The organism is Streptomyces sp. NPDC030799, from assembly GCF_055572255.1.
In genome coordinates, this window is sequence record NZ_JBVIDS010000002.1 from 338,780 (window position 1) to 361,979 (window position 23,200).

Below are 23,200 nucleotides of genomic sequence, written 5' to 3' on the forward strand. Positions count from 1 at the left end.
CGGAGCGCTCAGTCGCGGACCGGCACGAGTTCCGCTTCCGCCTCCTGCACGGTGGACCTGGCGACCACGAGGGACGGCTCGGTACGGCGGCTGCGCAGACCGGTGAGGGTGATCAGCAGGCCGGCCGCCGCGACGCCCGTGACGACGAGGAAGCCGGGCCGGTAGCTGTCGAGGACGGCCTGCGGGGTGGCGTGCGCGGGAGCGCCCGCGGTCACCACGGCCGTGACCACCGCCAGGAAGATCGCGCCGCCCACCTGCACCGAGGTGTTGAGCAGCCCGGAGACCATGCCCTGCTCGTGGTCCTCGACCCCGTTGGTGGCCTGGATGTTGAGCGACGGGAAGACCAGTGCGCAGGCCGCGCCGATCAGCAGCATGGACGGCAGGATCACGGCCGCGTACACCGGGTCGAGGTCGACGCGCAGGAACAGCGCGTAGCCGAGGACCATGAAGGCGAAGCCGGTCGCGATCAGCCGTGGCGTACCGAACCGGTCGACGATCGCACCCACCTTCGTGGAGGACACCGCCACCAGCGCGCCCGCCGGCAGGAAGGCGAGCGCGGTGTGCAGGGCCGACCAGCCGAGCAGCGACTGCATGTAAAGCGTCGTCAGGAACTGGAAGCCCACATACGAGCCGAAGAACGCGACCGCGCCGAGCTGGGCGCGGACCTGGCTGCCCGAACGCAGCACGCCCAGCCGGATCAGCGGGCTCGGTGAACGCCGCTCGACCAGCACGAAGGCGGTCAGCAGGAGCGCCACGGCGAGGAACGACAGCAGCGTGCGGGCCGAGGCCCAGCCGGCCTCGGGAGCCTGGACGACGGTGAAGACCAGCAGCAGCATCGACGCGGTGCCGAGGACGGCGCCCGGTATGTCGTAACCGTCGTGGTGCTCCTCGCGGGCGCTGCGCGGCAGCAGGCGCAGGCCGGTGAGGAGTGCCACGAGCGCGATCGGCGCGGGCAGCAGCATGGTGAAGCGCCAGCTGGCCTCGGTGAGCAGGCCCGAGAGCACCAGGCCCATCGAGAAGCCGGTGGCGGCGCAGGTGGTGTAGATGGAGAGGGCACGGTTGCGCAGCGGGCCCTCCGGGAACGTGGTGGTGATGATCGACAGACCGGCCGGTGCAGTGAAAGCCGCACTCAGGCCCTTGATGAAGCGGCTGGCGATCAGCAGCGGACCGGAGTCCACCAGCCCGCCGAGCAGCGAGGCCAGCGCGAAGACACCGAGGGCGACGAGGAACACCTGCCGCCGGCCGAGCAGGTCGGCGGTCCGGCCGCCGAGGAGGAGCAGGCCGCCGTAGCCCAGGATGTAGCCACTGACGATCCATTGCAGCGTCGATGTGGACAGATGCAGGTCGGAGCCGATGGACGGCAGGGCGACGCCGACCATCGACACGTCCAGCGCGTCCAGGAACATCGCCGCGCAGAGCACCAGCAGGGTGCCCCACAGCCGGGGAGTCCAGCGCACCGCAGAGGGCGGGGGCGCGGGGGTGGTGAGCGGAGAGGTCATGCCGACGACATTACATGCACATACATTGAATGCAAACGCATTTAATGCCGACGCAATAAACTTGTTTCTCTGCTACGGTGCGCTCATGGCGTCCAACAGAGCTGAGCAGGCGCTCGTGGAACAGTGGCGCGACATCCTCGCGCTGCACGCGCACACCCAGTGCGAGCTGGACCGGGCGCTCGGCGGACACGGCCTGTGCGCCAGCGACTTCGAGGTTCTCGACCTGCTGGCCGAGGGCACGGCGGACGGCGGCTGCGCCTACCGCGTGCAGGAGATCTCCGAGCGCGTCCACCTCAGTCAGAGCGCGCTGTCCCGGCTGATCGGCCGCTTGGAGAAGGACGGCCTGGTCGAGCGCGCCATGTGCGCCGAGGACCGGCGCGGGGTGCGCGTGGCGCTCACGGCGAAGGGGCGCGCGCTGCACGGCGAGGTACGGCCGGTGCAGCGCGCGGTGCTGGCCCGGATGCTGGGCGACGCCGGCTGATCAGGCGTGCTGATCAGGCGTCAGATCCCGCCCTTCTCCCGCCAGAGCGCGGCGAGCGCCTGATCGCCGGACACAACCGGCACGGGCCTGCGGTTCCACAGGGCCAGGTACAACTCGTCGGCGGGCCCGGACAGTTCGGCCTCGGCGGCCCCGGTCTCCTCCCGCACGGCCACCGGCGGCTCGTCCGTGAGCCGTACGGTCCACACGGCATCCGTCCCCGCGCCCAGCGCCCGCACCCTCAGCAGGCGTGGCTCGGGCGCGCGCACGCGGCTCTTGGGCCGGGCGTGGAAGCCGCGCAGCAACTCGTCGATGCCGTCCACCGCGAAGTCCGGCGCGATCGGCGACGCCGTACCGCCGCGCGCGGCCTCGGCGTCGTAGCGGTGGACGGTCGTCTCGTGCGCCTGCCGGCGGGTCCAGAACGCCAGCGGTGAGGGGTTGGGCGCCGGATGGAACGTCCAGCACCGCACGTCCGCGGGCGCGGCGGCGAGGGTGTCGACCAGCAGACGGTGACTGTCCAGGTACCAGTCCACCAGTTCGGCGCCGTCGAGGTCCGGCGGGTCACCGAAGGGCCGCGGCTCCGGGTACGCCTCGGCGACGAAGGTCGCGGCCCAGCGGTGCACCGCGCCGGTGTGCCGCAGCAGGTCGCGCACCTGCCACTCCGGGCAGGTCGGCACCTTGGCATCGGTCCCCGCCGCGGCGGCGGCCGCCGCGAGCAGCCGGCCCTCCCGGTCGAGGGTCTGAAGGAAGTCGGCAGTGTTCATGGGGTGAGTGTGCCGGATGGCGCGCGCTCCATGACCGGCACCCTCGAGTCGGCCGACGGCCCGTCGTACGGCGCCGGGTGAGGCGTACGCGACGCGCTCACGCTGAGGCGCGCAGGCATCCGGGGCCGCGCTGTGCGGTGGCGTGGCCGAGGGCCGGCCGACTGCGGCGTGCGGGTCGGTCGCGGACGCCGGCGTCTGGACGCCGGTGGTGCCGTGGTGTGACCGAGGACCCGCCCACCGCGGTTCACGCGTCGCCGCCCGTGCTTTCCCTGCCGCGTCAGCCGCCTGTCCTTCGGCTTTCGCGTCAGCCGTGTGTTTTTCGGCTTGCGCGTCAGCGGCCTGTCTTTCGGCTTCGGCGTCAGCCGTGTGTCTTCCGGCTTGCGCGTTGGCCGCCCCGTCCTTCGGCTTCCTCATCGCCGTGTGTCCTTTGGCTTCCGCGTCAGCCGCCGTCCTCCCGCTCCGCGTCAGCCGCCGGCCTCTGGCTTTCGCGTCAGCCGCCGGCCTCCCGCTTTCGCGTCAGCCGCCGTCCCTCCGCTTCCGCGTCAGCCGCCCATGGCCCGCCGCGTGGACGCCCCGATGACCGCGGCGAGGGCCGCCAGTGCCGCGACGCTGGTGAGGGCGGTCGGGAGGGAGAACCAGTCGGCCATGAACCCGATCGCGGGCGGCCCGAGGAGCATGCCGCCGTAGCCCAGTGTCGAGGCGACGGCCACGCCGGACGGGCCGGTCAGCGCGCCGGCCCGTTCGACGGCGACCGGGAAGAGGTTGGCGAGGCCGAGCCCGGTGACGGCGAAACCGATCAGCGCGGCCCACACGGAGGGCGCGAGCGAGCCGAGCAGCATGCCCGCCGCCGCGACGGTGCCGCCGGCGATAACCGTACGGGCGCGGCCGAGTCGCGCCAGCAGGGTCGTGCCGGTCGCCCGGCCCACGGTCATGGCCAGCGCGAAACACGCGTACCCGGCCGCCGCCACGCCGGACGGCGCCGCGAGGTCCTGCTGGAGGTGGAGCGCGCCCCAGTCCGCCAGGGCGCCCTCGCCGTAGGCGGTGCACAGCGCGACCAGTCCGAAGACGACGACCAGCCCCCGGCCACCGGTTCGGTGCGGCATGGCGCGGTCCGGTGCCGCCCCCGGTGAGGCAGGCCGGTCCGCCGGCGCCGGCGGCTCCTGCCGCAACAGGCTGCGTCCGGCGACGGCCGTGACGAGCAGCCCGATCAGGGTGAGGCCGAGCAGATGCCGGGTGGGGGAGAGCGCACCGGCGACCAGTCCGCCGAGACCGGCGCCGATCATGCCGCCGAGGCTGAACGCGGCGTGGAACGTGGGCATGATCGGCCGCCGCAATGCGGCCACCAGGTCGACGGCGGCGCTGTTGAAGGCGACGTTGACGCCGCCGTAGGCGGCGCCGAAGAGGAGGAGTACCGCGCCCAGGGCGGGTGCCGAGTGGGTCAGCGGGGGCAGGCTGACGCTGACGGAGAGCAGGACTGCGCAGACCACGGTGACCGGATGGCTGCCGTAGCGGCGGCAGAGACGCCCGATGAGCGTCATGGTGACGACGGCACCGGCGGAGACACCGAGCAGGGCGAGCCCCAGGTCGCCGGCGGAGGCGTCGGTCTGCTGCTTGATGGCAGGGATACGGACGACCCAGCCCGCGAAGACGAAGCCGTCGAGGGCGAAGAACGCGGTGAGCGCGACGCGGAGGCGGACGAGGTCATGGCTGTCACCCGGCACCACGATGTGCGAACGGGTTTTGTTTAGTTGCGGCACAAACTCAGGTTAGGCGGGTGCGCGGGGTTGAGGCAAGAGGGGTGCCGCTGGGGGCGGGCTGCCCCGGATGCCGCGCCGAGCTGCCGGAGTTCGTGCGCTCCTGGACGGGCCGATACGGCCTTGAGGTGCACCTGGTTGTGCTTTCCCGTGGCGACGGCGGCGTCAACACGGTGCACCGGCATGCCCCGTTGCGGGTGTTCCCGCGGTCTGCGGGACTGTCCCGCCGCCGGATACAGGTCGGTTAATGCTTGCGCACGAGCTGGTTGCCGAGGGGTGAGCGGTCCATGATGGCCCCATGACGTTGGCCTCGCGCGCGCTCGCGCAACTGGCGACCTGGCCCGACCTGAGGCCGGCGGTCCCGAGCTGCGGCCTGGGACAGGCGGTGAGTTCGGCCCAGGGCGAGATCGCCCACTTCCACTCGGACCGTGATGTCGATCTGCGGCTGACCGACCGGGCCGTCCGCCGGTTCGCCAAGGACTTCAAGGGCTCGGGGGCGATCAGGATCGTGCCCGGCTCGCAGTGGGTGACCCTGCGCCTCGACGCCGCGAGCGACGTCGACCTGCTGCTGACCCTGGTGAGCGTGGCGCTCCAGGCCCAGCAGGCCTGGCCCGACCCGGCCGACCGGCCGCTGTTCGGCTGCAACGACCAGCGGGGCGCGGGATTCGTGAAGACCGACCTCGGCGCCTTCTGAGGTCGCCGGCCGTCACACCGCCAGGACCCGGATGCCCGCTTCCTCGAAGCGCCGTACCATGTCCTGCTCCACCGCCGTGTCCGTCACGAGCGTGTCCACCAGTTCCGCCCCGCAGATGCGGGCGAACGCCCGCTGGCCCAGCTTGCTGGAGTCCGCGGCGACCACCACCCGCTCGGCGCGTTCGCACATCAGCCGGTTGATCGCCGCCTCCGCCTCGTCATGGGCCGCCGCGCCGTGCGTGACGTCGAAGGCGACGACACCCAGCACCGCCATGTCGAGCGTGATCTGCCCGAGCACCCCGTCGGCGAGCGGGCCGATGAGTTCGTACGACTGCGGGCGTGCCACCCCGCCCGTCACCACGATCTTGAACTGGGGCCGCACGGCAAGCTCGTTGGCGATGTTGAGCGCGTTGGTGACGATGGTCAGCGCGGGTGAGGCGCTGGACAGATCGCCGCGTACGGCCAGGGCGCGGGCCACCTCCGTGGTGGTCGTACCGCCGGTCAGGCCCACCGCCTCGCCCGGTGCCAGCAGATCGGCCACGGCCTTGGCGATGCGCTGCTTCTCCGAGGCGCGGCGGGCCGTCTTGTAGCGCAGCGGGAGTTCGTACGACACCCCGTGCACCACCGCTCCGCCCCGGGTGCGCACCAGCATCTGCTGCTCGGCGAGCTGGTCGAAGTCCCGGCGGATCGTCGCCGCCGACACCTCCAGCTCGGCCGCCGCCTCCTCGACCTCCAGCCGGCCGCGCTCCACGAGCAGGTCCAGCAGCGCCTTCCAGCGGGCGTCCCGGGACATCGGCAGCCTCCGTTCTGAAGTGTTCCCGGTGACCCTAGCGCACCTCGTTCTGCGCTCGAATGCTTGATTGTGCTTGAAAGCTCGCTATATCTTGCAGGAACAATCAGATAGGGGGAGGGTGTGAGCATGACGCATGTCGAGAACGAGCTGAACAGCCAGCCCGAGTGCTGGATGCGGGCGGCCGAGGAGGCAGGGCGGTACCGGGACGCGCTGCCGGGGCCGGGGGAGCGGATCGCGATCGTGGGGTGCGGGACCTCGTACTTCATGGCGCAGGCGGTGGCCGGCCTGCGGGAGGGCGCCGGCCAGGGCGAGACCGACGCGTTCGCGGCCTCCGAGTTCCCGCACGGGCGGTCGTACGACCGGGTGGTGGTCCTCACCCGCTCCGGCACCACCACCGAAGTGCTGGAACTGCTGGGTGAGTTGAGCGGCAGGACACGCACCACGGCCGTCACCGGCGATCCGGACACCCCGGTCGCGAGCAGCGCCGACGACCTCGTGGTGCTGGACTTCGCCGACGAACGCTCCGTCGTCCAGACCCGGTTCGCCACCACCGCCCTCACCCTCCTGCGCGCCCATCTCGGCCTGCACACCGACTCCGTCGTCGCCGACGCGCGCACGGCCCTCGCCACTCCTCTTCCCGAAGGACTGGTCGCCTGCACCCAGTTCACCTTCCTCGGGCGCGGCTGGACCGTCGGGCTGGCCCACGAGGCCGGGCTGAAGATGCGTGAGGCCTCGCTGTCCTGGACCGAGACCTACCCGGCGATGGAGTACCGGCACGGCCCGATCAGCATCACCACCGCGGGCACGGCCACCTGGATGCTCGGCGAGGCACCCGAGGGGCTCGCGGAACAGGTCCGGGCCACCGGCGGGTCGTGGATCGACGGCGGCCTCGACCCGCTCGCCGAACTCGTCCGCGTCCAGCGGCTCGCGGTCGCCGTCGCCGCCGCCCGCGGCCTCGACCCCGACCAGCCGCGTCATCTCACCCGCTCGGTGATCCTCGCCCCCTGAGCTCCGACCCGCGCCCCGGAAGGACACCTCACGTGCCCCTCACGTCCACCGGCGAGCTGGTCACCGCCGCCGCCGAAACCCGCTCCGCCGTCGCCGCGTTCAACATCATCACCCTGGAGCACGTCGAGGCCGTCATCGCCGGCGCCGAGTCGGCCGGCGCGCCCGTCGTCCTCCAGGTCAGCGAGAACGCCGTCAAGTTCCGCTACGGGCGGCTGCTGCCGCTGGCCCGGGCTGCCGTGGCCGCCGCCGAACGCGCCGCCGTCCCCGTCGCTCTGCACCTGGACCATGTGCAGAGCGACCACCTGCTGCGCCAGGCACCCGATGCCGGGTTCAGCTCGGTGATGTACGACGCGGCCCGGCTGCCGTACGCCGACAACCTCTCCGCGACCCGGGCCGCCGCCGACTGGGCGCATGCCCAAGGGCTGTGGATCGAGGCCGAGCTGGGTCAGGTGGGCGGCAAGGACGGCAGGCCGCCGCTGGACGCCCATGCACCGGGCGCCCGCACCGATCCTCACCAGGCGTGCGACTTCGTGGCCGGCACCGGCGTCGACGCGCTCGCCGTCGCCATCGGCAGCGTGCACGCGATGACCACCCGCACCGCCGCCCTCGACAACGGCCTGCTCAAACGGCTGTCCGCCGCGCTGTCCGTCCCGCTCGTCCTGCACGGTTCCTCGGGCGTACCGGACGACGGTCTGGTCGCGGCGGTCGCCGGCGGCATCGCCAAGGTCAACGTCGGCACGGCGCTGAACATGGCCATGACCGGCGCGATTCGCGACTTCCTCGCGGCGAATCCCGAGGCGGTCGACTCCCGTAAGTACCTGAGCGTGGGGCGGGAGGCGATGGCCCAGGAGGTGCGCCGGATCATCGGGGTTCTGGCCGGCTAGAGCACCCCGAAGGGCGTCTTCGGCAAAGCCGAGAACTCGGGGGAGCGACCAGCCGCGACGACGCCGCGGACGATCGACGCGCTCAGCCCTTCCTGACCGCCCTCAGCACCACGAACTTCGGGTCGGAGGCGACCAGTTCACAGGTGCCGAACAACCGCCTCAGCTTCACGTGGTACCCCAGGTGCCGGTTCCCGATCACCCACAGCTCACCGCCCGGCCGAAGCGAGCGCAGCGCCCCCGTGAACATGCGCCACGCCGTCGCGTCGCTCGTCGCCTGATGGGAGTGGAACGGCGGGTTGTTCAGCACCAGGTCCACACTGCCCGGCGCCACCCCGGCCAGCCCGTCCCCGACCCGGAACTCCGCATGCCCGGGCACCCCGTTCGCCTTGTACGTCGCCTCCGCCGAGGCCACCGCCTGGAACGACTCGTCCACGAACAGCACTTCGGCCGTCGGGTCCGCCAGCGCCACCGCCGTACCGACGACACCGTTGCCGCAGCCGAGGTCCACCACGCGGCCCGCGCCCGGTCCGGGCAGATGCCGCAGGAAGAACCGGGTGCCGATGTCGAGCCGGTCGGCGCAGAACACGCCCGCGTGGTTGACGACCGTACGCCCGGAGACCGCGCCGATGCCATCCGGGAGCGCGTAGCTGTACGGCCACGGGTTCTCGGGCCGGGCCTGCGCCGGGTCCGGCGTGCAGAAGATCAGCCGGGCCTTCTGCCGGGCCAGTGAGGTCCGGGTCGGCCCGAGGATCCGCTCGAACAGCTGGAGCGTGGAGGTGTGGATCTCCTTCACCATGCCGGTGCCGACGACCACCGTGTCCGCGTGCACGGCGGGCGCCAGCCGCAGCAGTTGGTCCTCCAGCAGCGCCAGGCTCTTCGGCACCCGCACCAGCAGCACGTCCACCCGCTCCGGCGGTGGATCCTGGGTGGTCAGCAGCCGTACGGCACCGGGCTCGACACCGGCCCGCGCCAGGTTCGCCCGGGTCGCCTCCTGGCTCAGGAAGGAGTCGGTGATCTGCGTCGGCCGGTGCTCCGCGAGCGCCGTGACCAGCGCACCCCAGCGGTCCCCGAGCACCACGACCGAGCCCGTGAGCGGCACCCCCTCCTCCGCCAGGTGCCGCAGCAGGTACGCGTCGGAGGCGTCCCAGGCGCGCAGCCGGTCGCGGGGATCCTCGGGGAAGCGGGACAGCTCGATCTCGCCCCACGGTGTCGTCATACGGTCGCTCATCGTGCCTCCCAGGCTAGCCGAGCCGCAGCTCAGGAGTGGTGGGGCAGGATGGGGGTGTGGACGTGGAGCTGTTTCCCAGGGAGCGCGCGGAGGTCGCGCCGGGCGCCGTGCACGTCCCGGACTGGCTGGCCGCCGACCGGCAGCGCGAGCTGCTCGCCGCCTGCCGCGCATGGGCGCGGCCACCGGCCGGCCTGCGTACCGTCCGCACCCCGGGCGGCAGCACGATGACCGCCCGGCAGGTCTGCCTGGGCTGGCACTGGGGTCCCGTACGCCGGTGCCCGAACTGCGGTCGGGCGGTGCGGCACAATCCCGAGTGCCCCGGTCGGCACTGGTACCCGTACGCCTATGCCCGCACGGTCGTCGACGGCGACGGCGCCCCCGTGAAACCGTTCCCGGCCTGGCTCGGCGAGCTGGGCCGGCGCGCCGCCGTCACCGCCCTCGGCCCGCAGGAGCCGTACCTGTACGACATCGCACTGATCAACTTCTACGACGGCGACGCCCGCATGGGCATGCACCGCGACAGCGACGAGAAGGCGGACGCGCCGGTGGTCTCCCTCAGCCTCGGCGACACCTGCGTCTTCCGCTTCGGCAACACCGGGACCCCCACCAAGCCCTACACGGACGTCGAGCTGCGCAGCGGGGACCTGTTCGTCTTCGGCGGTCCCTCCCGGCTCGCCTACCACGGAGTACCGCGCGTACACCCGGGCACGGCCCCGCCAGGGCTCGGTCTGGCCGGACGGCTGAACATCACCCTGCGGGTCAGCGGCCTGTAGGACCTGTCCGGCGGATGCAGGGCCGGTCCGGCGGACCGTGTCCGGGACGCGGGGGCCTGCGCGCCCTCCTGCGTCTTGCATCAGGCCGCACCAGCCGGACAGGCCCAGCCGGTGGCGCCGGCCACTCCGGGTGCGGATCATGGGAGACTCGCCCTCATGAGCGGCAAGGCGGATCCCCGGACAGCGGGGGAGAGGACCACCTCGAGAGCGCGGTTGGACCGGGGGCGCGGTGCGCTCGGACCCGCGCTGGAGCTGGTGCACACCGGACGGGCACCGACCCGGGCCGTGCTCACCGCGGAACTCGGGGTCACCCGGGCGACGGCGGGGGCGGTGGCCGCCGAGCTGGAGGCGCTCGGGCTGATCCGGGTGGACGCCCGGCCGGGCGCCGCGGCCGGCTCCCAGGGCCGCCCCTCGCACCGGCTGGAGGTCGCCGAGGACGGCCCGGTGGCCCTCGCCGCACAGGTGCACGCCGACGGCTTCCGGGCCGCGCTGGTCGGACTCGGCGGGCGGATCGTGGCGACCGCGCCCGGCTGCGAGACCGTCGACGCCGACCCGGCGAAGGTGCTCGGCTCGGTCGTCGAAGCGGGCGCGGAACTGCTGCGCACGACGGGCCGCCGCTGCGTCGGCGCCGGACTCGCCGTGCCGTCCGCCGTGGCCGAACCGGACGGCCTCGCCCTCAACCCCCTGCACCTGGCCTGGCCCGTCGGCGCCCCGGTCCGCCGGACCTTCGCGGAGTGCGTCCGCGCCGCGGGCATCACCGGCCCGGCCTTCGCGGGCAACGACGTCAACCTCGCCGCGCTCGCCGAACACCGGCACGGCGCCGGGCGGGGCGCCCGGGACCTGCTGTGCGTGGCCACCGGTCACCGGGGCGTCGGCGGTGCGCTGGTGCTGGACGGCCGCCTGCACACCGGCAGTTCGGGTCTGGCCCTGGAGGTCGGTCACCTCACCGTCAACCCCGAGGGCCGGCCCTGCCACTGCGGCAGCCGCGGCTGTCTGGACGTCGAGGCAGACCCGCTGGCCCTCCTCGTCGAGGCCGGCCGCGAGCCGGGCCCCGAGGTGTCCCTGCTCCAGCAGGCCGACGACTTGCTGCGCACCCAGTACGCCGACCCGGCCGTCCGTGCCGCTGCCGAGGCCCTGATCGACCGGCTGGGCCTGGGCCTGGCCGGCCTGGTCAACATCCTCAACCCCGACCGCATCATCCTCGGCGGCCTCCACCGCACCCTCCTGGACGCCGACCCCGGCCGGCTGCGCGCGGTCGTCGCCGACCGCAGCCTGTGGGGCCAGAGCGGCGGCGTACCGATCCTGCCCTGCACGCTCGACCACAACAGCCTCGTCGGCGCGGCCGAACTGGCCTGGCAGCCCGTGCTCGACGACCCGCTGGGGGCGCTGCGGTGACCGCTTCCCCCGTGGAGATCCTGCCCGCCCGGCGCATCCGCCTGGTCGAGACGGCCCTGCCCGAGCTGTCGGGGCGCCACCGCTCGGCGATGGACCGCGCGTGGGAGGAGGCCGTACGAGCCAACCCGGCCCTGTTCGACGGCCCGGTGGCCGCGCTGACCGGACTCGAACGTGACGGTGCCGACGGCCTGGTGCTGTCCTGGGCACGGGCCACCTACCGGTACCGGGCCCTGCGCCAGGTGCCCGACGCTCCCGCGTACGCGTCCCTGTTCGTGTCCGTGGCACAGCCGGCCGACGACGGACGCCTGACGGTGGGCCGGATGGCACCCTCGACCGCGGCTCCCGGCCGCTGGCAGCTGCCCGGCGGCACCATGGAACCACCCGACCACGGCGCCGAGCTGGACCTCATGACGCTACGGGCGCACGCGGCCCGCGAACTGGCCGAGGAGACCGGCTCCGACACCCCCGCCGACGCCCTGACGCCATGGCTGACCACCCTCGGCGGGCGCGGCAACGTCGGCGTCATGTTCACCGCCCCGCCGCGCCCCGCAGAGGAGTTGTACGACCGGTACGCGGAGCTGGTGAAGACGGAGACCGCCCAGGGCCGCGACCCCGAGTTCGACCGGATCGAGCTGCTCGGTTCGACCGCCGACCTGGAGTCGCTGGACGGACCGCACGTCGACTATCTGCGACCGGTACTCGGCGCCTACACGCACGCCTGAGAGACGCGCCGTCCAGGGGCGCGGGGAACTGCGCGACAGGCCACGGCGACCCGCAGCCGCCGAACGGCACAACCACGCAGGTGCTCAGGCGAGGACCGTCACGGCCAGTCGACCGCGAACGCCCGACCGGGATGCTCGGTGAGCATCCGCTCCACCAGCTCCGCGCCCAACTCCACCTGGAGTCGCGCCCGAGCCCTGCGCAGCAGATACGGCATGCCGGGCCCGCCGTCGACCGAGCGGGCGCCGGCGACCACGGTGTCGCCGCCGAGCAGCAGTCGGTCGCCGAAGCCGGCCTCCGCCAGGGCCCGTACCGCCTCCGGCATCCGCCAGTCGGTGGCATGGTGGGCGAGGGAAGGTCCGTCGAAGGCCAGCCAGCAGCCCGACGCGGCGGCCTGGCGCTGCACCACCGGGTCGGGGGAGCGGTTCAGATGGCCGAGGATCACCCGCTCGCCGGGCACGCCCAACTCGCCGCACAGCAGGTCGAGCACGTCCAGTGCACCGGTGCCCAGCTCCAGGTGCACGGCGATCGGTGCGCCGGTGGCATGGTGCGCCTCGGCCGCCGCCGTCATGGTCCAGCGGGCGTGCGCGTCGAGGGCGTGGAAGCCGCCCGCCACCTTGATCAGACCGGCGCGCACCCCGGTCGTGCCGATGCCGTCGGTCAGCTCGGACACGAACAGCTCGGCAAGGCCGGTACCGCGCAGCCCGCCGAGCAACTCGGCGTCGTAGTGCGCGGCTTGGTGCAGTCCCGTGGCGCACACCAGCCGCACACCGGTGGCCCGGGACAGCTGGGCGAGCTCCGCCGTCCGCCGGCCCATCCCGTACGGCGTCCACTGGACGACCGCCGCACCGCCCGCCGCCCGGAACGCGGCCAGCTCGGCCCGCGCCGCCGCCACATCGTCCAGCTCCTGCCCGGGCAACTGGGCGCTGCGCAGGAAGAGATGGTCGTGCGCGTCGCACACGCCCAGCTCCCCGGGCGGGATGTCGCCGAGGACCGTGCGGACCCGGTTCACCACTGCCGACCGCGCGGGAGCCGGTCCCGGCCGGGTGCGGACAGGTGCAGCACCTGGAAGAGGTCGCCGTCGGCCTTGGGCGTGTCGTGCTCCCAGAGCGAGAAGTGCACCAGCTCCCAGGCCCGGGTGTCGACGGCGGCCGCCGCCAGCACCGCGCCGTCCTCCGTCGCCAGCCGCCCGGTCTCGGCCGCCGCGTCCGCCATGAAGGCCGCCAACTCCACGCCCTCCGGCACAGGTTGGCGTCGGCGCACGGCGTATGAGGGCGCGGAACCGGTGGCGGATCCCTCCTCGAACGCCAGGCCGGTCCACTGTCGTATCGCAGGCCGCCCGAAGTCGTCGACGGGCCCCTGGAAGGTCCCTCCCCACAGGAAGCGGTTCATGCCCTCCATCGTGTTCCAGAGGTAGAACGGCCCGTACTGGTTCACCGGCGAGCCGTGCACCCCGCGTTCGCGCAGAACATACGTCTTGATGCCGAGACCGTCCCAGTCGTCCAGCAGAGGGGCGACACGGGCGACGCGCGAGCGGATGACGCCCATGTCGTAGTCCGCGGGCAGGGTGAACTCGTACTGCATGGCGTGCATGTACAGGATCCTTTCTCGGGCCTCAGGCGGGATAGTCGTCCACGTGCGCGTGCCACTCGGTCGTCGTGCCGTCCTCTGCGGCCTCGACGACCGCGAGGTGGGTCATGAAGGCGCGGGGCGCGGCGCCGTGCCAGTGCCATTCGTCCGGCTCGATCCACACCGTGTCGCCCGCGCGGATCGCCTCCACCTCGCCGCCCCTGCGCTGCACCAGCCCCTCGCCCTCCAGGACGTGCAGCACCTGACCGTGCGGGTGCCGGTGCCAGGCGGTGTGGGCGCCCGGTGCGAAGTGGACGTTGAACATGCGCAGCCGGGACGGAGCGGCGGGCGCGGCGATCTCGTCCAGCCAGACCGTGCCGGTGAAGTTCTCCGCCGGGCCCTGCCGGGTGTCGGGGCGTCGTCCGGTGATGTGCACGTGACTCAGGTCTCCTGTCCGGGAGTTCGGGGTGCGAGCAGGGAGAGCAGCCCGCGGACACCGGCGTCGAAGGCGGCGGGCGTGCCGGAGGCGCGGGCCAGGACATAGCCGCCCTGCACGGTCGCGAGGACGGCCGCGCCGATCTCCTGTCCGTCCAGCGAGGGTGCGAACTGCCCCTGTCGCTTGCCCTCTTCGACGATTCCGGCGATCCGCTCCCGGATCCACGCGATCGTCTCGTCCACCGGCGCGCGCAGTTCGTCACTGGCGATCACGTCCGGATCCATGGTCAGCCGGCCGATCGGGCAGCCGCGCAGTACGTCGCGCTCGCGCCGCAGATACGCCTCGATCCGCTCGTACGGCGTGCCCGGCCCGTCGAGGACGCGTTCCGCCGCGGCGCGCAGTTCGCCGGCGGTGCGCCGGATCGCCGCCAGGGCGAGGTCCGGCTTGCCCTTGAAGTGGTGGTACATGCTGCCCTGGCCGGCGCCCGCGCGCTCCAGGATCGCCTTGGGGCTCGTGCCCACGTACCCGCGCTCCCACAGCAGCTCACGGGTGGACTCGATCAGTCGTTCCGGGGTGCTCATGCATCCACTGTACATACTAGTAGTTACAGTCCGCCAGTCCCGAGGGAGCAGGCGCACCCCCACCGTCGTACTCCCGCGGAGGTACGCGCACTGCCGCCGGCCGCACGACGACCGGGACCCCTCGCCGGAGGGAGTCTCGTGGCATCCCCGGAAGACCGGGGAGAACCGAGCCGACAACGGAGATGACCCGAGATGCAGAACCTGGCCGACTGGGGCGGCGGCGGACCCGGCCCGTGGATCCTGTTCCTCCCGCTGATCTGGGCGGCCGTCGTGATCGGCGCCGCCACGGTCCTGCGGCGCACCGGCCTGCGCGGCCGCGGCGGCCCCTGGCGTCCGACGGACGGCGGACGGCCCGCGGGCGACTCGCCCCTCGCGGTGCTCGGCCGCCGCTTCGCCTCCGGCGAGATCGACGAGGACGAGTACTGGCGCCGCCTGTCCGTCCTGGAGGAGCAGTTCGGCCGCACGGGCAAGGGGAACGCGGCATGACCACGACGACGGCAGTGCGGGCCGCGGCCCGCGTGGTGGACGCGGTCAAGGTGTACGGCGGCGGCGACACCGCCGTACGCGCCCTGGACGGCGTCGACGTCTCCTTTCCCGCCGGACGCTTCACCGCCGTCATGGGCCCCTCGGGCTCCGGCAAGTCCACCCTCATGCACTGCGCGGCCGGCCTCGACACGCTCACCTCCGGCGCCGCCTGGATCGGTGACACCGAACTCGGCGCGCTCGACGACCGCCGCCTGACCCTGCTGCGCCGCGACCGGGTCGGCTTCGTCTTCCAGGCGTTCAACCTGGTGCCGACGCTGACCGTCGCCGAGAACATCACCCTGCCGCTGGACCTGGCCGGGCGGCGCGGCGACCGGGAGTGGATCGACGCGCTCGTCGACGTCGTCGGGCTGCGCGACCGGCTGCACCACCGTCCCGCGGAACTCTCCGGCGGCCAGCAGCAACGCGTGGCCGTGGCACGGGCGTTCGCCGGGCGGCCCGACGTGGTCTTCGCCGACGAGCCCACCGGCAACCTCGACTCCCGCTCCGGCGCGGAAGTCCTCGGCCTCCTCGGCTCCGCCGTGCGCGACGGGGACCGGACGGTCGTCATGGTCACGCACGACCCGGTGGCCGCCGCGCACGCCGACGAGGTGCTCTTCCTCGCCGACGGCCGCCTGGTCGACCGGATGGAGTCGCCCACCGCGGACCGGGTCCTGGACCGTATGAAGGCCTTCGAGGTGCGGACATGAACGCGTCGCTGCGGCTCGGTCTCACCTCGCTGCGCGCCCACCGGCGCCGGTTCGCCGGCACCTTCCTCGCCGTGTTCCTCGGCGTCGCCTTCCTGACCGGCACCCTCGTCATGGGCGACACGCTGCGCGCCGGCTTCGGCAGCATGTTCGGCGAGGCCACCAGCGGCACGGACGCCGTCGTGCGCGGCGCCGACGCCATCACCACCCCCGGCGAGGCCCAGGGTGTACGGCGCCCCGTGGACACCTCGCTGGTGAGGGCCGTCGAGCGGGTCCCCGGCGTGGCCGCCGCCGCCCCGAACATCCAGGGCGCGGGCCAGCTGGTCGGCTCCGACGGTAAGCCCGTCGGAGGTCAGGGACCACCCACGCTGGCCGGCAACTGGATCACGGACGCCCGCCTCAACCCGTACCGGATCGCCGAAGGCCGCGCGCCCGCGAAGCCCGGCGAGGTCGTGGTGAACCGGGGTGCCGCGAAGAAGGGCGGCCTGAAGATCGGCGACACCACCACCCTGCGCACCCCGGACCCGGTGCAGGTCACCGTCGTCGGCCTTGCCACCTTCGGCGGCCAGGACGGCATGGCCCAGGTGACGTTCACCGGCATGACCCGGGCCGACGCCGAGAAGTACCTCGCCGCGCGCCCCGGCCAGGCCGCCGCGATCGAGGTGCGGGCCGGGCCCGGAGTGAGCCAGCGGGAACTGGTCCGCAGGCTGACTCCCGTGCTGCCCAAGGGGGTTGAGGCCATCACCGGTCAGCAGTCGGCGCAGGAGAACACCGACATGATCTCCAGCCAGTTCCTGACCGTCTTCACCACCTTCCTTCTCGTCTTCTCCGGCGTCGCGCTGCTCGTCGCCACCTTCTCCATCCACAACACATTCGCGATCGTGGTCGCCCAGCGCACCCGCGAGCACGCCCTGTTGCGGGCTCTGGGCGCGGCACGCCGCCAGGTGACCGCCGCCGCACTCGCCGAGGCCTGCCTGGTCGCGCTCACCGCGTCGGTCACCGGACTCGCGGGCGGCATCGGCATCGCCGCCGGCCTGCAGGCGCTGTTCCCGGCGATCGGATTCCCGTTCCCCGACGGCGACCTGGTGATCAAGACGCTGTCGATGGTGCTGCCGCTCGCGGTCGGAATCGCCGTCTGCCTCGGCTCGGCGCTCCTGCCGGCCCGGCGCGCCGGACGCACCGCGCCGCTCGCCGCCCTGCGCGAGACGGCCGTCGACACCTCGGGCGCCTTCCGCGTCCGTGCGATCGCCGGAGGTGTCCTCGGCGCGTCTGCGCTCGCCGCGACCCTGACCGGCGTCCTCGTCTCCCCGTCCGTGTGGCTTGCCGGAGTCGGCGCGCTGCTCGCCCTGGCGGCGTTCGTCGTCCTCGGCCCGGTCGCCGCCACCACCGCCGTACGACTGCTCGGCGGCCCCCTGGACCGGCTGCGCGGCGTGACCGGCTCGCTGGCGCGGCGCAACGCCCTGCGCAGCCCGAAGCGGACGGCGGCCACGGCGGGAGCGCTGATGATCGGCGTGGCCGTCGTGTCGCTGTTCACCGTCTTCGGTGCCTCGCTGAAGGCCACGATGGACCAGACGGTGTCCCGGTCCTTCGCGGGTGACCTCGCCGTCAGCAGCCCGTCCTTCGGCGCGGGCGGCAGCGGCCTCAGTCCCCGGCTCGCGCCCGCCCTCCAGCGTCTGCCGCAAGTCGGCACGGCCGTGGGGCTCGGCCGCGGCGTCGCCGAAGTGAACGGTAGGGGACGGGCCTTGACCGTCACCGATCCGGCGGCGCTCGCCCGTACCTTCGACCTCGGCACGGTGACCGGCTCCCTGCGCGGCCTCGGCGCCGACGGCATCGCGATCACCCGGACGGAGGCCGGCCGGCAGCATCTGCGCACCGGTGACACCACCCGCCTGACCTTCACCGACGGCCGGAGCGAGACCTTCACCGTCCGGGCGGTGTACGGCCGGTCGGAACTCGCCGGCGACTACGTCATCACCCGCGCCGCGTGGGCTCCGCACCGCAACCAGGACGCGGACACCCTGATCGCCGTCACCTTCAAGCCCGGGGTCGGTGCCGACGCGGGCAGGGCGGCGGTGCGGCGGATCGCCGCCCGGTACGGCAACCCCGAGGTGCAGACCCGCGACGAGTACGCGCAGTCGTCGGCGGGTGGCATCGACATGATGCTCACCCTCGTCTACGCGCTGCTCGCCCTCGCGGTGGTCATCGCCCTGCTCGGCATCGCGAACACGCTGACGCTCGCGCTGCACGAACGCACCCGGGAACTGGGTCTGTTGCGGGCCGTCGGCCAGACCCGCGCCCAACTGCGGGCCATGGTCCGCTGGGAGTCGGTCCTGGTCGCCGCGTTCGGCACCGTCGGCGGGCTCGGCCTCGGCGCCTTCCTGGGCTGGGTGCTGGTGCGGGCCTCGGACGGCGCGAGCGACACCGCGTTCGCGTTCGCCCTTCCGCCCGCGCGGCTGGCGGTGGTGGCCCTCGTCGGCCTCGCCGCCGGCGCCCTCGCAGGCCTCCGCCCGGCCGGGCGCGCGGCCCGGCTGGACGTGCTGCGGGCCATCGCGACGGAGTGACCGCGCCGCTGCGGCCGAGGTGCCCGGGTCGGTCGGCCGTGGCGCCTACTACCGGCACTGCGCGGCGGTGCGGCATTTGCTGGTCGCCCTTGGCGGGATCGGCGGGGTCGGCGCGGTCGTGGCGCCTACTCGTGGGGTCGTGCGGGAGCGTGCGCGAGTGCGGGTGTGTGGCTGGTCGTGCCGTTCCCCGCGCCCCTGGGGAGCTGCAGGCGGCTGCGCCCGCAATGTGCCGTAGCTGGGGGCCGGCGTGGTCGCTGTGGCCGAGGTGCCCGGGTCGGTCGGTCGTGGCGCCTACTACCGGCACTGCGCGGCGGTGCGGCATTTGCTGGTCGCCCTTGGCGGGGTCGGCGCGGTCGTGGCGCCTACTCGTGGGGTCGTGCGGGAGCGTGCGCGAGTGCGGGTGTGTGCCTGGCTGGTCGTGCCGTTTCCCGCCCCTGGGGAGCTGCAGCCGGCTGCGCCCGCCATGCGCTGTAGCTGCGGCCGGCGTGGTCGCTGTGGCCGAGGTGCCCGGGCCGGTCGGCCGTGGCGCCTACTCGTCGGGTCGCGCGAGGCGTGCCGCCGGGGCTGCGCCCGCCCCGCCCGGCAGCGGCGCTCGTACCCGCGTTGCCGCGGGCGGTCGTACCGCTGGGGCGGCACGGGTCGGCGCAGCGGCACCCTGTCGGCGCGGGTGAGCGGACCGACCCCCGGCCGGCAGGGTCGTACCGGGGTTCGACAGGCGCCGGCGGGCGCGGTCGGGACCTGTCCGTCGCACCGGCGGGCGCCGCCCGGTCAGCCCGAAGCGGCCGGCCGGGCGGCGCCTATGTCGCGGGCACGCCCGAGGCGTGCGCCACCGCCGGAGCGGGAGCCGCGGCGCCGACCGGAGTTCCGGCGGCACCCGGCGCGACGGCGACCACGGGCGTTGCGGCAGCCGCGGGCGCTGGTGCGCCGACCGGCGCTGCCGCGGCCACCGGTACCGCGGAGCGGACAGGGGCGGTCTTGGCCGCCGGCCGCGGCTCCGTCGTACGGCGCGGCACACTCGCCGGATGCGGCCGCACCACCGCCGGGGCGGGCAGCGTGAACCAGACGACCTTGCCGTTCTCGCCGTCCGGCCGAGCCCCCCAGCTCTCGCTGACCGCCGCCACCATCGCCAGCCCCCGACCACAGGTGGCCAGCGGGCCGGTGTCGGGCGCGTCCGCGGCGGCGGCCGGCACCGGAAGCCGCGGATCGTTGTCGCGCACCGAGACGGTGAGCCGGTCCGGCGCCAGCTCGAGCTCGACCGTGCACGACTTGTCGGGCCTTGCGTGCCGGTGAACGTTGCTCAGCAGCTCCGTCACACCGAGCGCGGCCCGGTCTATCAACGCGTCCATGTGCCAGTAGCGCAACTGCGCAGATACGATTCTGCGGACCTGGCCGATCCGTGACGGCAGGGCCTGGAGCTCCACGGTGCAGTGCCTGCTCGGGTGACTGATCACGGCTGCGACTCCCCGATGTAGAGGTCCGAACGGACCGGAAGAACACGGAGAACAACGGATCCAGCAGGGTGCTTGCGTCCAAACGTCCGCCTGCTGTCATGGCCGGCGGGCTGGTTCGCAGCGTTATCGCCGGTAAACCCAGAGTGACGTGAGACCAGAGTGACGCAGCGGATGGCCGCCCGCAACTCGCCGCAACGGACCGCTGCTCCCAGGTGTGCGCCGTACGTCCTCAGCCGCCGCGTCCGGCGGCGCGGCGCACCGCCTCGATGAACCGCCGTGCCGCAGGCGGACCCGGCTCGCCCGGAGCGGGGTCGTGCTCGCCCAGCGTCAGCAGGTACCGCTTGCCGTTGAGGTCGGCCAACGCCTTGTCGTCCGGCCCGAACCACGGCTTGGACGCGCGCACCGCCTGTACCGGAGCGCTGTCGATCTCGCTGCCGTAGCTGGTGAGCAACTCCAGCCTGCCGTCGTTGATCCGGACCTGCCCGGCCCGGGTGAGCGAACGCAGTCGTTTGCCGATCCGCACGCCCTTGGCCGTGAACTCAGGCTCCGCCATCCTTCGCCGCCCCCTTGCCCGTGTGCTTCCGCGATCCAGTGTGCGCCCCCGTCAGGGCCTGTCCGACGGACGATCGTCCCGTCGCGTGCAGTCTGCCTCCGTGCGGCCGGGAGCACCAGTACACGCGGGACGCCTGCGACAGCCGCCCGGAGCACTCCCGCCAAATGCGCCCCCGGACGCCTCGCTCGCTCGTGCCCCAGGGCGGCTTTGGATGGCTCAAAGATGCGTTTATGCAGGTGGGAAGCGGTGCAAAAGATGCCTATGCTCAAAGTGCCGACGCGCGAGGCGTCGTCGGCACCCAGCGTAAGGAGCACCGCCGTGAGCACCACCGACCGGACCCGGACCGGCGCGACCCTCGATGTCGACCGCAGCGACGCCGCGTATCGCGACTGGCTGAAAGAAGCCGTCCGCAAGGTCCAGGCCGACGCCAACCGCTCGGCGGACACCCACCTGCTGCGCTTCCCGCTCCCCGAGCACTGGGGCATCGACCTCTACCTGAAGGACGAGTCGACGCACCCCACCGGCAGCCTCAAGCACCGCCTCGCCCGCTCCCTCTTCCTCTACGGCCTCTGCAATGGCTGGATCCGTCCCGGCCGCCCCGTCATCGAGGCCTCCAGCGGCTCGACCGCCGTCTCCGAGGCCTACTTCGCGAAGCTGATCGGCGTGCCCTTCATCGCGGTCATGCCGCGCACGACCAGCGCCGAGAAGATCCGCCTGATCGAGTTCCACGGTGGCCAGTGCCACTTCGTGGACGACTCCCGCAAGATGTACGAGGAGTCCGCACGCCTCGCGGTGGAGACCGGCGGCCACTACATGGACCAGTTCACCTACGCCGAGCGGGCCACCGACTGGCGCGGGAACAACAACATCGCGGAATCCATCTTCCGCCAGCTGGAGTTGGAGCGGTTCCCGGAGCCGGCGTGGATCGTCGCCACGGCCGGCACCGGCGGCACCTCCGCGACCCTCGCCCGCTACGTCCACTACATGCAGTACGACACCCGCATCTGCGTCGCCGACCCGGACAACTCCTGCTTCTTCGAGGGCTGGACCACCGGCGATCCGGACGTCACCTGCGACTGCGGCTCCCGGATCGAGGGCATCGGCCGCCCGCGCATGGAGCCGAGCTTCGTGCCCGGCGCGATCGACCGGATGATGAAGGTCCCGGACGCGGCCAGCGTCGCCGCCGTACGCGCCCTGGAACAGGCCATCGGCCGCAAGGCGGGCGGCTCCACGGGAACCGGACTGTGGAGCGCGCTGAAGATCGTCTCCGAGATGGTGGCCGAGGGCCGCACCGGCAGCGTCGTCACCCTGCTGTGCGACCCGGGCGACCGTTACCTCGACAAGTACTACTCCGACGTCTGGCTCGCGGAGCAAGGCCTGGACATCACGCCGTACGCGGCGGCGATCGAGACCCTGCTGACGACGGGGGTGTGGCCGGACTGAGCCGGCGGACGGGTCAGCCGAGGCGCCGGTCCAGCTTCGCGACCGCATCGCGGAAAGCGCGGCCCACCCCGGGGCGGACGAGAGCCCACAGCAGGCGGAACGCCGCCGTCCCGTCGAGCGCGAAGGTCATCTGCACCCGGGTCCCGGTGCCGGCCGGGGCAAGTCGCCACTCCTCGACCCAGGCCCGCGCTCCCGGCATGTTCGTCACGTCGACGCGATAGGCGTAGAGCTCCGGCGCCCTGGCCACGACCACCGACTCCTCGAAGCGGCCGCCGCCGCGCAGCCGCACCTCGCGACCACCGCCGGCCGGCCGTACGGAGGCCACCCCGGGGAACCATTCCGACCAGCCGGCCAGGTCCTCGGCGAGCGACCGGAAGACCGCCTCAGGGGCTGCGGCGATCTCCCGGGCGAACACCAGGCGTACAGGGGCGGTCTCGACGAAGTCGACACCGACCGGGCGTAGACGGTGAGCCATGGTGCGAAACCCCCTCATGAGTCCCTTCGCGGAACGGGGTGGTGCACCGTCAGCCTAACTGACACACCGTCAGATGTCGTCGGTGTCCCGGTCCTCCGGCTCCCACTCGCCCGCGACCAGCAGCCGCGGCAGGTGCTCGGAGATCTCCGTCCGGGCCTCGGCCGGCAGCCCCGCGTCGGTGACGAGCGTGTCCACCTGCTCCAGCGTGGCGAAGGAACTCAGGCCCACCGTCCCCCACTTGGTGTGGTCGGCGACCACCACGACCCGGCGCGCCGAGTGCACCAGCCGCCGGTTCGTCTCCGCCTCCGCGAGGTTCGGCGTGGACAGACCGGCCTCCACCGATATGCCGTGCACGCCGAGGAACAGCACATCGAAGTGAAGGGCCGCGATCGCCTGGTCGGCGACCGGCCCGACCAGCGAGTCCGACGGGGTCCGCACGCCGCCGGTGAGCACCACCGTGGCCGCGCCCTGCCGCTGGCCCGAGGTGCGCTGCGCCGCGTGGAAGACGTCCGCGACCCGCACCGAGTTCGTCACCACGGTCAGGTCGGGCACCTCCAGCAGGTGCTGCGCGAGCGCGTACGTCGTCGTACCACCGGACAGGGCGATCGCCGTGCCCGGGCTGACCAGCTTGGCGGCGGCCCGCGCGATGTCCTCCTTGGCGGTCAGCTCCAGACCGGACTTGGCCTCGAAGCCCGGCTCATGGGTGCTCGCCTCGACCACGGGCACCGCGCCGCCGTGCACCTTCTCCAGCACACCCTGACGGGCGAGGGCGTCCAGGTCACGGCGCACGGTCATGTCCGACACGCCGAGCTTGCGGGTCAGTTCGTTCACCCGCACACCGCCCCGGCGCCGGACCTCGTCCAGGATCAGGGCGCGGCGCTGCTCCGCGAGGAGGTTCTGATTCTCACTCACG

23 protein-coding genes and 1 pseudogene are annotated in these 23,200 nt (G+C 73.2%); 11 read left to right on the forward strand and 13 right to left on the reverse strand.

Annotation, left to right across the window (positions count from 1 at the left end):
- Positions 1 to 8: 8 nt before the first annotated feature.
- Positions 9 to 1,499: an MFS transporter gene (locus ACZ41I_RS05465; RefSeq protein ID WP_468513211.1), complete on the reverse strand. Its 1,491-nt coding sequence runs from the start codon at positions 1,497 to 1,499 to the stop codon at positions 9 to 11.
- 85 nt (positions 1,500 to 1,584) lie between these two features.
- Here ACZ41I_RS05465 and ACZ41I_RS05470 point away from each other — a divergent pair, with 85 nt between their 5' ends.
- Positions 1,585 to 1,980 carry a MarR family winged helix-turn-helix transcriptional regulator gene (locus ACZ41I_RS05470; RefSeq protein ID WP_363219320.1) on the forward strand — a complete coding sequence of 132 codons (396 nt, stop codon included), beginning with the start codon at positions 1,585 to 1,587 and terminating at the stop codon, positions 1,978 to 1,980.
- Positions 1,981 to 2,000: 20 nt separating this feature from the next.
- On the opposite strand, the gene ACZ41I_RS05475 is transcribed toward ACZ41I_RS05470, so the two are convergent.
- Together ACZ41I_RS05475 and ACZ41I_RS05480 are read right to left on the reverse strand one after the other, a co-directional pair.
- A complete protein-coding gene (locus ACZ41I_RS05475) occupies positions 2,001 to 2,741 on the reverse strand; it encodes a maleylpyruvate isomerase family mycothiol-dependent enzyme (RefSeq protein ID WP_468513212.1) in 741 nt (246 codons plus the stop codon).
- Positions 2,742 to 3,283: 542 nt separating this feature from the next.
- Positions 3,284 to 4,462, reverse strand: a complete 1,179-nt coding sequence (locus ACZ41I_RS05480; protein WP_363219332.1) for an MFS transporter — start codon at positions 4,460 to 4,462, stop codon at positions 3,284 to 3,286.
- Between the two features lie 331 nt (positions 4,463 to 4,793).
- Between ACZ41I_RS05480 and ACZ41I_RS05485 the strand changes: the two genes are divergently transcribed.
- The gene (locus ACZ41I_RS05485) at positions 4,794 to 5,189 is read left to right on the forward strand and encodes a luciferase domain-containing protein (RefSeq protein ID WP_468513213.1); all 396 of its coding nucleotides are present in this window, start codon (positions 4,794 to 4,796) and stop codon (positions 5,187 to 5,189) included.
- Positions 5,190 to 5,201: 12 nt separating this feature from the next.
- Here the strand turns inward: ACZ41I_RS05485 and ACZ41I_RS05490 are convergent, their stop codons facing one another.
- Entirely contained in the window at positions 5,202 to 5,981 is a 780-nt protein-coding gene (locus ACZ41I_RS05490) for a DeoR/GlpR family DNA-binding transcription regulator (RefSeq protein WP_468513214.1), read from the reverse strand.
- 126 nt (positions 5,982 to 6,107) lie between these two features.
- Here ACZ41I_RS05490 and ACZ41I_RS05495 point away from each other — a divergent pair, with 126 nt between their 5' ends.
- Both ACZ41I_RS05495 and ACZ41I_RS05500 read left to right on the forward strand, forming a co-directional pair.
- Positions 6,108 to 6,989 carry an SIS domain-containing protein gene (locus ACZ41I_RS05495; protein ID WP_399762991.1) on the forward strand — a complete coding sequence of 294 codons (882 nt, stop codon included), beginning with the start codon at positions 6,108 to 6,110 and terminating at the stop codon, positions 6,987 to 6,989.
- A 32-nt stretch (positions 6,990 to 7,021) separates the two neighbouring features.
- A complete protein-coding gene (locus tag ACZ41I_RS05500) occupies positions 7,022 to 7,873 on the forward strand; it encodes a ketose-bisphosphate aldolase (RefSeq protein ID WP_399762989.1) in 852 nt (283 codons plus the stop codon).
- 82 nt (positions 7,874 to 7,955) lie between these two features.
- Here ACZ41I_RS05500 and ACZ41I_RS05505 read toward each other — a convergent pair whose 3' ends face one another.
- Positions 7,956 to 9,089 (reverse strand): methyltransferase, encoded by a 1,134-nt coding sequence (locus ACZ41I_RS05505; RefSeq protein ID WP_399763532.1) that lies wholly within the window; start codon positions 9,087 to 9,089, stop codon positions 7,956 to 7,958.
- A gap of 68 nt (positions 9,090 to 9,157) precedes the next feature.
- Here ACZ41I_RS05505 and ACZ41I_RS05510 point away from each other — a divergent pair, with 68 nt between their 5' ends.
- The 3 genes from ACZ41I_RS05510 (at position 9,158) to ACZ41I_RS05520 (ending at position 11,991) form a co-directional block, all read left to right on the forward strand.
- Positions 9,158 to 9,874, forward strand: a complete 717-nt coding sequence (locus ACZ41I_RS05510; protein WP_363219906.1) for an alpha-ketoglutarate-dependent dioxygenase AlkB family protein — start codon at positions 9,158 to 9,160, stop codon at positions 9,872 to 9,874.
- A 156-nt stretch (positions 9,875 to 10,030) separates the two neighbouring features.
- Positions 10,031 to 11,269, forward strand: coding sequence for an ROK family protein (locus ACZ41I_RS05515; RefSeq protein WP_363219905.1), 1,239 nt, complete (start codon positions 10,031 to 10,033; stop codon positions 11,267 to 11,269).
- Positions 11,266 to 11,991, forward strand: coding sequence for an NUDIX hydrolase (locus ACZ41I_RS05520; protein WP_468513215.1), 726 nt, complete (start codon positions 11,266 to 11,268; stop codon positions 11,989 to 11,991). The genes ACZ41I_RS05515 and ACZ41I_RS05520 overlap by 4 nt, the downstream gene beginning before the upstream one ends.
- Positions 11,992 to 12,089: 98 nt before the next feature.
- Here the strand turns inward: ACZ41I_RS05520 and ACZ41I_RS05525 are convergent, their stop codons facing one another.
- Genes ACZ41I_RS05525 through ACZ41I_RS05540 form a run of 4 tightly spaced genes read right to left on the reverse strand, consistent with a single transcriptional unit; the run spans position 12,090 to position 14,590 of the window.
- Entirely contained in the window at positions 12,090 to 13,001 is a 912-nt protein-coding gene (locus ACZ41I_RS05525; protein WP_468513216.1) for a phosphotriesterase family protein, read from the reverse strand.
- The gene (locus tag ACZ41I_RS05530; RefSeq protein WP_468513217.1) at positions 12,998 to 13,582 is read right to left on the reverse strand and encodes a DUF4865 family protein; all 585 of its coding nucleotides are present in this window, start codon (positions 13,580 to 13,582) and stop codon (positions 12,998 to 13,000) included. The genes ACZ41I_RS05525 and ACZ41I_RS05530 overlap by 4 nt, the downstream gene beginning before the upstream one ends.
- Before the next feature lie 22 nt (positions 13,583 to 13,604).
- Positions 13,605 to 13,994 (reverse strand): (R)-mandelonitrile lyase, encoded by a 390-nt coding sequence (locus ACZ41I_RS05535; RefSeq protein ID WP_363219901.1) that lies wholly within the window; start codon positions 13,992 to 13,994, stop codon positions 13,605 to 13,607.
- A gap of 5 nt (positions 13,995 to 13,999) precedes the next feature.
- Positions 14,000 to 14,590 (reverse strand): TetR/AcrR family transcriptional regulator, encoded by a 591-nt coding sequence (locus ACZ41I_RS05540; RefSeq protein WP_399762980.1) that lies wholly within the window; start codon positions 14,588 to 14,590, stop codon positions 14,000 to 14,002.
- A 177-nt stretch (positions 14,591 to 14,767) separates the two neighbouring features.
- On the opposite strand from ACZ41I_RS05540, the gene ACZ41I_RS05545 reads away from it, so the two are divergent.
- From ACZ41I_RS05545 to ACZ41I_RS05555, 3 genes are read left to right on the forward strand one after another with little or no spacing between them, the layout of a single operon-like run.
- Entirely contained in the window at positions 14,768 to 15,061 is a 294-nt protein-coding gene (locus tag ACZ41I_RS05545) for an SHOCT domain-containing protein (RefSeq protein WP_468513218.1), read from the forward strand.
- A complete protein-coding gene (locus ACZ41I_RS05550; protein WP_363217795.1) occupies positions 15,058 to 15,807 on the forward strand; it encodes an ABC transporter ATP-binding protein in 750 nt (249 codons plus the stop codon). The genes ACZ41I_RS05545 and ACZ41I_RS05550 overlap by 4 nt, the downstream gene beginning before the upstream one ends.
- Positions 15,804 to 18,365, forward strand: coding sequence for an ABC transporter permease (locus tag ACZ41I_RS05555; RefSeq protein ID WP_468513219.1), 2,562 nt, complete (start codon positions 15,804 to 15,806; stop codon positions 18,363 to 18,365). The genes ACZ41I_RS05550 and ACZ41I_RS05555 overlap by 4 nt, the downstream gene beginning before the upstream one ends.
- Positions 18,366 to 19,264: 899 nt before the next feature.
- On the opposite strand, the pseudogene ACZ41I_RS05560 reads toward ACZ41I_RS05555, so the two are convergent.
- Positions 19,265 to 19,816 (reverse strand): annotated as a pseudogene (locus tag ACZ41I_RS05560) (ATP-binding protein); the annotation flags it as partial.
- Between the two features lie 229 nt (positions 19,817 to 20,045).
- On the reverse strand, positions 20,046 to 20,369 hold the full coding sequence (locus ACZ41I_RS05565; RefSeq protein ID WP_360094762.1) for a hypothetical protein: 324 nt from the start codon (positions 20,367 to 20,369) through the stop codon (positions 20,046 to 20,048).
- Between the two features lie 318 nt (positions 20,370 to 20,687).
- Here ACZ41I_RS05565 and cds1 point away from each other — a divergent pair, with 318 nt between their 5' ends.
- Entirely contained in the window at positions 20,688 to 21,812 is a 1,125-nt protein-coding gene (cds1, locus tag ACZ41I_RS05570; protein ID WP_363217797.1) for an L-cysteine desulfhydrase Cds1, read from the forward strand.
- A gap of 13 nt (positions 21,813 to 21,825) precedes the next feature.
- On the opposite strand, the gene ACZ41I_RS05575 is transcribed toward cds1, so the two are convergent.
- Both ACZ41I_RS05575 and ACZ41I_RS05580 read right to left on the reverse strand, forming a co-directional pair.
- Positions 21,826 to 22,287 carry an SRPBCC family protein gene (locus ACZ41I_RS05575; protein ID WP_468317659.1) on the reverse strand — a complete coding sequence of 154 codons (462 nt, stop codon included), beginning with the start codon at positions 22,285 to 22,287 and terminating at the stop codon, positions 21,826 to 21,828.
- A gap of 69 nt (positions 22,288 to 22,356) precedes the next feature.
- Entirely contained in the window at positions 22,357 to 23,199 is an 843-nt protein-coding gene (locus tag ACZ41I_RS05580; RefSeq protein ID WP_363217799.1) for a DeoR/GlpR family DNA-binding transcription regulator, read from the reverse strand.
- Position 23,200 lies beyond the last annotated feature (1 nt).

Coding starts and splice junctions, on each gene's coding strand:
- ACZ41I_RS05465 (WP_468513211.1), bottom strand. CDS start 1,499: ATGACCTCTCCGCTCACCACCCCCGCGCCCCCGCCCTCTGCGGTGCGC.
- ACZ41I_RS05470 (WP_363219320.1), top strand. CDS start 1,585: ATGGCGTCCAACAGAGCTGAGCAGGCGCTCGTGGAACAGTGGCGCGAC.
- ACZ41I_RS05475 (WP_468513212.1), bottom strand. CDS start 2,741: ATGAACACTGCCGACTTCCTTCAGACCCTCGACCGGGAGGGCCGGCTG.
- ACZ41I_RS05485 (WP_468513213.1), top strand. CDS start 4,794: ATGACGTTGGCCTCGCGCGCGCTCGCGCAACTGGCGACCTGGCCCGAC.
- ACZ41I_RS05490 (WP_468513214.1), bottom strand. CDS start 5,981: ATGTCCCGGGACGCCCGCTGGAAGGCGCTGCTGGACCTGCTCGTGGAG.
- ACZ41I_RS05495 (WP_399762991.1), top strand. CDS start 6,108: ATGACGCATGTCGAGAACGAGCTGAACAGCCAGCCCGAGTGCTGGATG.
- ACZ41I_RS05505 (WP_399763532.1), bottom strand. CDS start 9,089: ATGACGACACCGTGGGGCGAGATCGAGCTGTCCCGCTTCCCCGAGGAT.
- ACZ41I_RS05515 (WP_363219905.1), top strand. CDS start 10,031: ATGAGCGGCAAGGCGGATCCCCGGACAGCGGGGGAGAGGACCACCTCG.
- ACZ41I_RS05530 (WP_468513217.1), bottom strand. CDS start 13,582: ATGCACGCCATGCAGTACGAGTTCACCCTGCCCGCGGACTACGACATG.
- ACZ41I_RS05540 (WP_399762980.1), bottom strand. CDS start 14,590: ATGTACAGTGGATGCATGAGCACCCCGGAACGACTGATCGAGTCCACC.
- ACZ41I_RS05545 (WP_468513218.1), top strand. CDS start 14,768: ATGCAGAACCTGGCCGACTGGGGCGGCGGCGGACCCGGCCCGTGGATC.
- ACZ41I_RS05550 (WP_363217795.1), top strand. CDS start 15,058: ATGACCACGACGACGGCAGTGCGGGCCGCGGCCCGCGTGGTGGACGCG.
- ACZ41I_RS05555 (WP_468513219.1), top strand. CDS start 15,804: ATGAACGCGTCGCTGCGGCTCGGTCTCACCTCGCTGCGCGCCCACCGG.
- ACZ41I_RS05565 (WP_360094762.1), bottom strand. CDS start 20,369: ATGGCGGAGCCTGAGTTCACGGCCAAGGGCGTGCGGATCGGCAAACGA.
- ACZ41I_RS05575 (WP_468317659.1), bottom strand. CDS start 22,287: ATGGCTCACCGTCTACGCCCGGTCGGTGTCGACTTCGTCGAGACCGCC.